The sequence below is a fragment of the Dietzia sp. Cai40 genome (assembly GCF_014145165.1).
In the GTDB taxonomy this organism is placed as follows: Bacteria; Actinomycetota; Actinomycetes; order Mycobacteriales; family Mycobacteriaceae; genus Dietzia; species Dietzia natronolimnaea.
Genome location: NZ_JAALEB010000275.1, coordinates 1 through 8,532, shown reverse-complemented (window position 1 = coordinate 8,532; position 8,532 = coordinate 1). Strand labels below are relative to the sequence as shown.

The 8,532-nt window shown below is 65.3% G+C and carries 9 protein-coding genes; 2 read left to right on the top strand and 7 right to left on the bottom strand.

The window, feature by feature from the left end:
• Window positions 1–67: 67 nt before the first annotated feature.
• The gene (locus tag G6022_RS10925; RefSeq protein ID WP_182639199.1) at window positions 68–622 is read right to left on the bottom strand and encodes a TnsA-like heteromeric transposase endonuclease subunit; all 555 of its coding nucleotides are present in this window, start codon (window positions 620–622) and stop codon (window positions 68–70) included.
• A gap of 89 nt (window positions 623–711) precedes the next feature.
• Here G6022_RS10925 and G6022_RS16695 point away from each other — a divergent pair, with 89 nt between their 5' ends.
• Together G6022_RS16695 and G6022_RS10920 are read left to right on the top strand one after the other, a co-directional pair.
• Window positions 712–1,005 (top strand): transposase, encoded by a 294-nt coding sequence (locus tag G6022_RS16695; protein ID WP_095719256.1) that lies wholly within the window; start codon window positions 712–714, stop codon window positions 1,003–1,005.
• Complete coding sequence (locus tag G6022_RS10920; RefSeq protein ID WP_202959127.1) at window positions 1,002–1,886, top strand: IS3 family transposase; 885 nt, start codon at window positions 1,002–1,004, stop codon at window positions 1,884–1,886. Before G6022_RS16695 ends, G6022_RS10920 begins: the two co-directional genes overlap by 4 nt.
• Window positions 1,887–2,634: 748 nt before the next feature.
• On the opposite strand, the gene dnaB is transcribed toward G6022_RS10920, so the two are convergent.
• The 6 genes from dnaB to G6022_RS10890 all read right to left on the bottom strand — a co-directional run bounded on the left by dnaB (window position 2,635) and on the right by G6022_RS10890 (window position 8,399).
• Window positions 2,635–4,425: a replicative DNA helicase gene (gene dnaB / locus G6022_RS10915; RefSeq protein ID WP_182639201.1), complete on the bottom strand. Its 1,791-nt coding sequence runs from the start codon at window positions 4,423–4,425 to the stop codon at window positions 2,635–2,637.
• A gap of 508 nt (window positions 4,426–4,933) precedes the next feature.
• Window positions 4,934–5,386, bottom strand: coding sequence for a 50S ribosomal protein L9 (rplI, locus tag G6022_RS10910; protein ID WP_179523916.1), 453 nt, complete (start codon window positions 5,384–5,386; stop codon window positions 4,934–4,936).
• A 115-nt stretch (window positions 5,387–5,501) separates the two neighbouring features.
• Entirely contained in the window at window positions 5,502–6,074 is a 573-nt protein-coding gene (locus G6022_RS10905; protein ID WP_179523917.1) for a single-stranded DNA-binding protein, read from the bottom strand.
• A gap of 89 nt (window positions 6,075–6,163) precedes the next feature.
• Window positions 6,164–6,451: a 30S ribosomal protein S6 gene (rpsF, locus tag G6022_RS10900; protein WP_107747067.1), complete on the bottom strand. Its 288-nt coding sequence runs from the start codon at window positions 6,449–6,451 to the stop codon at window positions 6,164–6,166.
• A gap of 137 nt (window positions 6,452–6,588) precedes the next feature.
• Window positions 6,589–6,780 carry a hypothetical protein gene (locus tag G6022_RS10895; protein ID WP_179523918.1) on the bottom strand — a complete coding sequence of 64 codons (192 nt, stop codon included), beginning with the start codon at window positions 6,778–6,780 and terminating at the stop codon, window positions 6,589–6,591.
• Window positions 6,777–8,399 (bottom strand): glycosyltransferase 87 family protein, encoded by a 1,623-nt coding sequence (locus tag G6022_RS10890; RefSeq protein WP_347237816.1) that lies wholly within the window; start codon window positions 8,397–8,399, stop codon window positions 6,777–6,779. The genes G6022_RS10895 and G6022_RS10890 overlap by 4 nt, the downstream gene beginning before the upstream one ends.
• Between the last annotated feature and the right edge of the window lie 133 nt (window positions 8,400–8,532).

The following is an 8,532-nucleotide window of genomic DNA, read 5'->3' as shown; positions in this document are numbered from 1 at the left end:
GAGGTGCTCCCATGGTTCTGATGATCCCTTCCCGGGTATTCGATGTCTCCATCAAACCCGGGGCGATTCAAACCTCCTCGATGATGAGAGGCCGCACGGAGTCGATCCAGCTCGGTGGCCGACGAAATCCTTGCAGCCACAACAGATTCAGTTTCTCCACCCGATCGAGCTCGGCGAACAGTTGGTAGCTCCATCCAAAAGCCGCACATGCTTCTCTCGTGACCGGAACGGCTTCGAGGAACTCCGCGTCCTGTTTCTCAACCGGCCGGGCATCCCAGATCGTCACCAACTTGGACGCGTCAACCGACAAGACATCAGGAATATGGGACTTTCGCCCCGATGGCGTTACCCATGAGACTCGGCATGGCTGAGGGACCAACCACTCCACTTGCGGATCTCTATCGAGCTTTCGCACGAGGTCGTGCTCAAGGCCGGACTCGACGTCCAGCACCCGACCGACGGTCTGACTCCAAGCTCGGGCGGGGATGTTCTTCGACCGCGTACTTGCACGTACCTTCCGGAACGGCGTGATACGTGAGAAGTCGGTTGGCGGGAGGCCCTCCGACCAATCCCGTGCCTCCGGCTTGCCTTCCCACCGAAAAGACCATGTGATTGCGGTCATCAGACACCTCGCGAGGGGTTGGACCGTTCCCGTTCTGGTGGACACGCGGAGATGAGCGGAGAGTTCCCCCGAGATAGAGGGAGCAGATTATGGGATCGACTCGTCGGAGCTTCACTCCCGAGTACAAGGCCAACGCGGTAAGTTTGGTTATCGATGATGGTCGTGCGATCGCCGAGGTTGCACGCAGTATCGGCGTTCACGAGATGACGTTGGGGAAATGGGTGAAGAAGTCCCGAGACGAGGGAAACGGCGAGTCTGACCGCCCGTTGAATGAGGACGAGCGGGCGGAACTCGAGCGTCTCCGCGAAGAAGTGAAACACGCCCGGATGGAGGCGGAGTTCGCAAAAAAAGTAGCGACCTGGTTCGCGAAAGACCCGCGGTGAAATTCGCGGCTATCGCGGACTGGGCTGAATCCGATTCCTATCCGGTCACGTTCATGTGTGCTCAACTCGACGTATCGACTTCTGGCTATTACAAATGGCGTGGCAAATCCCGCTCAGCTCGAGACCTGCGGGACGACGAACTGACCACGCTGATCGAGTGCCTCTACGAGCGTCTCAACGGCCGCCCTGGCGTTCGTCGTATGCGCGCAGAGCTCGCCGCCGGCGGCCATCGGGTCTCGCACAAGCGGGTGTGGCGGCTCATGAAAACCGCAGGCCTGGAAGGCCGCCACCCGAAGGCGTGGAAGCGCACCACCGTCGCCGGAGAGCGCCCCGTTCCTGCACCTGACCTCGTCGGCCGTGACTTCACGGCGGCCGAGGCGAACACCAAGTGGTGCGGCGATATTACTTACGTGCGGACCTGGAATGGCTGGGCGTACTTGGCCACCGTCATCGATCTGCACTCCCGGATGGTCGTCGGATGGGCCGTGGCCGACCATATGCGCACCGAGCTGGTCACCGACGCACTGGACATGGCCATCGCTCGTCGTCGACCACCCGGAAAAGTAATATTTCACAGCGATCGCGGAACTCAATACACGTCCGCTGACTTCGACAAGTACTGCACGAAAAACAATATCCGACGATCGTTGGGGCGCACTGGAATTTGTTTCGACAATGCGGTCGCAGAATCATTCTTCGCGAGCTACAAAAAGGAACTCATTCACACGCGCCCATGGCCCACCCTGAAAGCACTCACAAAGAGCACATTCACCTGGATCGAGGAGTACTACAACAGGGCACGACGACATTCCACACTGGGATATTTGACACCAGCCGAGTATGAACTAGGATTCAGAGACATATACGAACTCGCCGCTTAATTGCAGTGGCCACTTTAGCGGGAACACTCCAGGTTGACGAGCCGGGTTTCGAAACTGTCTGCTAGAAAAGACAAGGGAATCCTCCACTGAGGTAAGTCCTGATATCACAGGTGAAGTCCCACGCGAAAGCGTGGGCGGATCCAGCGAGAAGGTCGGGTGGCACCCCGGCCTTCTTTCGCATTTCGGCGCTCTACGCCGCCCGTGTTGTTCTAAGTTGTGGCCGCCCCCGAATCTCCAAGAGCCTGCGCAAGTAGGTCAGCGACAACGCCACTAACTGGCTTCTGGTTTCGGTTCGCCGTCTCATAGATCCGCGCGGCCAGCTCCGCTGGCAGTCGCGCGGAGACGAGGACTCGCTCGTTCGGCTTCAGTTGCTGCGCACGCAAACGAGGCCTGCCGGTTCGCGCAGGCTGAAGATCAACGCGAGGTGCATGATCAGCGGGCGACATGGTTGGCCTCCAAGCACGAGTCGGAGTAGACATCCGTCCTCGGAACTCACGTTATGCCTCGTGACCTGCACTGTCCACGGAACCGCAAAGCTCGACAACTACGTCTGTAGAGTCAACAAAGCCTGTAGCCTTCTGACCAGCATCTATGCACGTCCCAGAACTTCTAGATTGACCGAGCCGTAGCGGGCGGACTCATGATGATTCTGGATTTCACCTGGTCAAGAGGATTCTGACGCCCAAACAGCTGGTTCAACCGTCAATCTAGAAGGTGATTTCGTCAATCTAGACCGCACAGCGACAACCTACAACCCGCGCGCCATATCCACGAACCGCGAGTAGTGCAGCTGGTGCGCCACGGTGATGGTGGAGGTCGGACCACCACGGTGCTTGCCCAGGATGAGGTCGGCCTCGCCGGCGCGCGGGTCGTCGCGCTCGGTGGAGTCGGGCCGGTGGAGCAGCATGACGATGTCGGCGTCCTGCTCAAGCGAGCCGGACTCGCGGAGGTCGGAGACCTGGGGCCGCTTGTCGGTGCGCTGCTCCGGGCCACGGTTCAGCTGGGAGATCGCGATCAGTGGCACGTCGAGCTCCTTGGCCAGCAGCTTGAGCTGGCGGGAGAACTCGGAGACCTCCTGCTGGCGGGACTCGACCTTCTTGCCGCTGGACATCAACTGCAGGTAGTCCACCACGATCAGCCGGAGGTCGTGCTTCTGCTTGAGTCGGCGGGCCTTGGCCCGGATCTCCATCATGGTGAGGTTGGGCGAGTCGTCGATGAACAGCGGGGCCTCGGAGATCTCGCCCATCCGCCGGGCCATGCGGGTCCAGTCCTCGTCGCTCATCTTTCCCGACTTCATGTCGGAGAGCTTGACCCGCGCCTCGGCGCTCATCAGACGCATGACGATCTCGGTCTTGCTCATCTCCAGGGAGAACAGCACGGAGGAGAGCCCGTTCTTGATCGAGCACGATCGCATGATGTCCAGGCCGATGGTGGAGTTGTGCGTGGGAATCCCGGTGGGACCGGCCAGGTACAGGTGATCATCGGCGGCGACCTCGATGCACCTGACCGGGACGCTCTGCGCGCCGCGGACGTCGATGATCAGGCGGTCGGAGCGCCCTGAACCGGCGTTCTCGGGCACCAGGATGCCGAAGTCGCTCACCAGCATCAGCGTCTCGAGTGACTTGGTGGTGACGGTCTGGTGGGTGCCGCCCATCTCGATCCGCCACTCGTGCTCGGCGTCCGCCACGATCTCCGCGCCGTCGTTGAACCGCAGGGTGAAGCAGGGGCGGTCCTCCCACACCTCGGTCACGGCCACGACCTCGGTCGGCTGCCCGTCGGCGCCGAGCACCCGGTCGCCGACGCCCACGTTCCCCATGGTGGTCACGCCGCCCGGGGTCGGGAGCACCGTGTCCAGGGCGAGTGCCTTACCGACACCGGGGCGGGCGGCGATGATGATCATCTGGCCGCCGTGGAGCCCGTTGGTCACGGCGTCGAGGTCGGCGAAGCCCGTGGGGACACCGTTGCTCAGCCCGCCGGCCGTGTGAATGGCGTCGATCTCGTCCATCGTGGGCTGCAGGAGCTCCTCGATGATCACGTAGTCCTCGGTGGTCCGGCGCTCGGTCACCTCGAAGATCTCGGCCTGCGCCCGGTCCACCACCTCGGCCACGTCGGCTCCCTCGGACCCCGAGTAGCCGAACTGCACGATCCGCGTCCCTGCGTCGACCAGACGCCGCAGGATCGCCTTCTCCGAGACGATCTGTGCGTAGTACCCCGCGTTGGCGGCCGTGGGCACGGTCGAGATGAGGGTGTGGAGGTAGGTGGCCCCTCCGGCGCGCCGGAGGTCACCACGGCGGTCAAGCTCGGCGGCCACGGTGACGGCGTCCGCGGGCTCGCCACGGGCGTACAGGTCCAGGATCACGTCGTAGACGGCCTGGTGCGACGGCTTGTAGAAGTCGCCCGGCTGGATCTCCTCCACCACGTCCGCGATCGCGTCCTTGCTGAGGAGCATTCCGCCAAGCACCGATTGCTCCGCGGTGAGGTCCTGCGGCGGCGTGCGACCGAACTCCGAGCGTCCACCCTCGTCCGGCGGAGGCGGCATCTCGTCGGATCCGTCAAATCCCCCCTGCGCCATGACCTCTCCTCTCCACCTCACGCCTCTGGCGTGCGGTACTCCCGAGCCGACTCGCCTGCCCCGCGTGACCAGTTCACTGTAGGCCACCGGGGCGACACGCCCGGCAGCCACCCGTCAAGTTATCCACAGGTTTCTCCACAATCGTTGGTGGCCGACTGTGGACAACTGTGGATGAATTCCCGATTCGCTGGCCCGATGCCGGTCCGTCTGTGGACAACCGGTGGATTACCCGGTCGCAACTGAACAAAAGTGCTGGTCATGCGGCTCTTCGCTCGCATGTGCGACGGTGGAGAACGGCATGTATCACGCTCGGCTCAACGACGCAATAGGTAACGAAAGATGAACATTATCGGTATCGGAACCGACACCGTTGTATTTTGCCGTCGGGGTTATCCACAGGCGGTCCACAACCTCGTCGCGTCCACGACGAGGGCCCCGGCCGTCGCGGATGACGACCGGGGCCCTACGTGGGAGATCAGGCGGGAACGACCTCGAACTCGACCTTGGCGGTCGTGTCATGCCCGAGCTCGACGACGACGCTCTGGGCGCCGGTCGACTTGATGTGCTCCTTGGGCATGTGGACGGCGCGCTTGTCGAGCGCCGGCCCCCCGGCGGACTTGATCGCGGAGGCGACATCGCCCGCGGTGACCGAGCCGAACAGCTTGCCGGTGTCGGAGGTCTTGACCGCGACCTTGACGTCGGCGAGCGACTCGAGCTTCTGCTTGAGCTCGTTGGCGTGGTCCGAGTCGCGCACCTCACGGGCCTCCTGGACCCGCTTGATCGACTCGATCTGGCGCTCGGCGCCCGGGGTGGCCACGATGGCCAGCCCACGCGGGAGCAGGAAGTTACGGCCGTATCCGCCCTTGACCTCGACGATGTCGCCCGGCGCACCGAGCTTGTCGACGTCGGCGGTGAGGATCAGCTTCATGATCCGTCTACCTTTCTTTCCTCCGACGAGCCGACCGGGGCCGGACTCTCGCGAGGTCATGTCTCATGCTTATGGGGTGGGGCGCATCGCGCGCCCCGGGGAAAAGACCCTGGGATCAGAACGGGGGCTCGTCGTCCATGCCGCCGAAGCCACCGGAACCGCCGGCCCGGGGAGCGCTGCCCCACGGATCGTCGTTCTGCTGGCCGCCGCCCTGGCCGCCACCGAAGCCGCCCTGCGGCTGGCCGCCGGACTGGAATCCGCCGCCCTGCTGACCGCCGCCCTGCTGGCCACCACCCTGGAAGCCGCCCCCGCCGCCCTCGCGGTTGGTGCGGGTGACCTTGGCCGTGGCGTACTTGAGCGACGGGCCGACCTCGTCGACCTCCACCTCGTACACCGTGCGCTTCTCGCCCTCACGGGTTTCGTACGACCGTTGGCGCAGGCGACCGGTGACGACGACGCGCATCCCCTTCTGCAGGGACTCCGCCACGTTCTCGGCGGCCTGGCGCCACACGTTGCAGGTGAGGAACAGGCCTTCGCCGTCCTCCCACTGGTTGGTCTGGGAGTTGAAGCGGCGCGGCGTCGAGGCGATCCGGAAGTTCGCCACCGCGGCACCCGACGGTGTGAACCGCAGCTCGGGGTCCGCGACGATGTTCCCGACCACGGTGATGGGGGTGTCGCCCTGTGCCATGCGCTTGTCCTCCGTGTTGACGCTCAGGTGGTGGTGATCGGAGCTCGACCGACCACGCCCAGATTAGCGGGCGGGCCGGAGAACCCGGGTCACTTGTCGGCGCGGAGCACCTTGGTGCGGAGCACGTTCTCGTTCAGACCGAGCTGACGATCCAGCTCCTTGACCGCGTCCGGCTCGGACTTGATCTGCACGACGGCGTAGATGCCCTCGGTCTGCTTGTTGATCTCGTAGGCAAAGCGGCGCTTTCCCCAGACATCGACCTTGTCGACCGAACCGCCCTCTTGCCGGATCACGTTGAGGAACGTGTCCAGCGACGGCGCCACGGTGCGCTCGTCGAGACTCGGATCGAGGATGACCATCACTTCGTATTGACGCATGGGACCTCATCACCTCCTGTGGACTACAGATTCGGCCACGGAATCTCCGTGGCAGGAGGGTCGTTGCGTCAGCAACCCGCTAAGGCTACCCCGCTTGAGGACCGCCCACGAAATCCCCTCACCCCGCTCGAGCCGCCTCAGCCGTGCCGCAGGCCTATCGTCAGCGCCAGGACCACGGGTACCACGGTGAGGAACAGGAACGCCGCCACGGTCCAGGAGATCCACACGGGCTGGCGCCACCCCGCGCGGTGCCCGCCGGCGGCGGTGACCATGCAGACGAATCCGACGAGGATGCACACGAACATCCAGATCATCGCACTGGTGCTCATCCGGTGGTGCCCTCCGTCTGTCGGACCCCGCGGGCCTCGTCGTCGTCATGGTCGTCGTCACGGTCGTCGTGGACACGATCGTCGCCGTCACGATCGTCGTTCTCCTGGACCGTCGGTCCGACCAGCGGTTCGCCGGGGTCCGCGAGCACCCCGGCCAGGGGGTCCGGCCCCTCGGGTGTGCCCTGGTGCGCCATCCGGACCAGGTCCAGGTGCGGCCGGTAGATCTCGCGGATCACCACCACACAGATGGCCACGACCATCAGGTCGCGCACCAGGACGAGCGGATGGAACGTCTCGGGCCCGATGCCCTTGTTGGCCACCCCGTGGAAGTACGACATGTGCGCCACCCACAGCAGGGCGTCGAAGACCATCCACGGCACCAGCAGCCTGGCCCGCGGCACCGCGAGCACCGCCAGCGGGACCAGCCACAGCGAGTACTGCGGGCTCCACACCTTGTTGGTGAGCAGGAACACCGCCACGATGAGGAACGCCAGCTGCGCGATCCGCGGGGTGGTCGCGGCGGTGAGTCCGATGACCAGCACGGCCACGCAGCCGAGGGCGAACAGGACCAGGGACACCGTGTTGAGCGTGGCCGGGGCCTCGCCCGCGGCGCGCCCGGCGTCGAAGCCCTGCCAGCCCGTCAGGGTCTGCATGACGGCGTAGATGCTCTCCGGGTTGGCGGGGCGGTCCGAGTTGAGCCGGAAGAACTCCCGCCAGCCCTCCGGGAACGGGATCATGATCGGCAGGTTGACCGCCAACCAGGCCGCCACCGCCGCCACGGCCGCCTTGCCCAGGTCCACGAAGCGCCTGCGGCGGATGGCCACCACCAGCAGGGCGCCGAAGAGGAACAGCGGGTACAGCTTGGCCGCCACGCCGATCCCCAGGACGACCCCCGCCCAGACCGGCCTGCTGCGCGCCCACAGCAGGAGCGCCACGGACGCGAACGCCACCGCCATCAGGTCGTAGTTGGTGAAGGCCTGGAAGATGATGAGCGGACTGGCGGCCATGAGCAGCGTGTCCCACGGCCGGCGCCCGGCCGACAGGTAGGTGGCCCACACGGCGACCATCCAGAGGAACGCCAGGATCACGCAGCCGAGGACGAAGTACTTGACCACCTCGATGGGACCGCCGGGGGCCACCGCGTGCCAGGCCTGGGCCGCCTGGGCGGTGACGTACTGGAACATCCCGGACACCACCGGGTACTCCATGTAGCGGGCACCGCCGTCGTCGCCCACCCACATGTACCGGTACGGCAGCTCACCGGAGTCCAGACCCTGCACCGCGTAGAGCGGGAGCGGGTCGGCGTAGCAGGCCTTGTAGTACTGCTGGCCGGTCCAGTTGAGCCCCGGCGCGGAGCCGTCGGTGGGGCTGGTGGTGACCAGGCAGGCTGCCTTGGAGAAGAACCCGAGCGCCAGGAACAGCACCGCGAACATCATGATCACGCGCAGCGGCGTCCAGAACCGCTGCCGTCCTACGACCGCGTGCTCACCGACCGGTCCGCCCCACGCGTCCAGCACCGCCCTGGCGGCCCCGTCCCCGGGTCGCACCCGGTCCCGGGGGCCGAGCGATCGCAGGTCCCTGTCGAGCGGCAGCGGGGAGAGGTGGCCGTTGCTCTGCACGACCACACCCTAGTGCACCGTATCCGGGTCAGGCCCCGCCGTCTCCGGCGTCGCCGCCGCCTCCCGTGCCTCCCCCGTCGCCTCCGCCACCGGGAACCGGGGCTGGCTCGGGAGCGGGGGCCGGCGCAGGAGC

Excerpts from the sequence above, each read along its gene's own strand:
- rplI (WP_179523916.1), bottom strand. The coding sequence starts at position 5,386 with ATGAAGCTGATCCTCACCGCCGACGTCGACAAGCTCGGTGCGCCGGGC.
- rpsF (WP_107747067.1), bottom strand. The coding sequence starts at position 6,451 with ATGCGTCAATACGAAGTGATGGTCATCCTCGATCCGAGTCTCGACGAG.
- G6022_RS10895 (WP_179523918.1), bottom strand. The coding sequence starts at position 6,780 with ATGAGCACCAGTGCGATGATCTGGATGTTCGTGTGCATCCTCGTCGGA.
- G6022_RS16695 (WP_095719256.1), top strand. The coding sequence starts at position 712 with ATGGGATCGACTCGTCGGAGCTTCACTCCCGAGTACAAGGCCAACGCG.
- G6022_RS10905 (WP_179523917.1), bottom strand. The coding sequence starts at position 6,074 with ATGGCACAGGGCGACACCCCCATCACCGTGGTCGGGAACATCGTCGCG.
- dnaB (WP_182639201.1), bottom strand. The coding sequence starts at position 4,425 with ATGCCGCCTCCGCCGGACGAGGGTGGACGCTCGGAGTTCGGTCGCACG.
- G6022_RS10925 (WP_182639199.1), bottom strand. The coding sequence starts at position 622 with ATGACCGCAATCACATGGTCTTTTCGGTGGGAAGGCAAGCCGGAGGCA.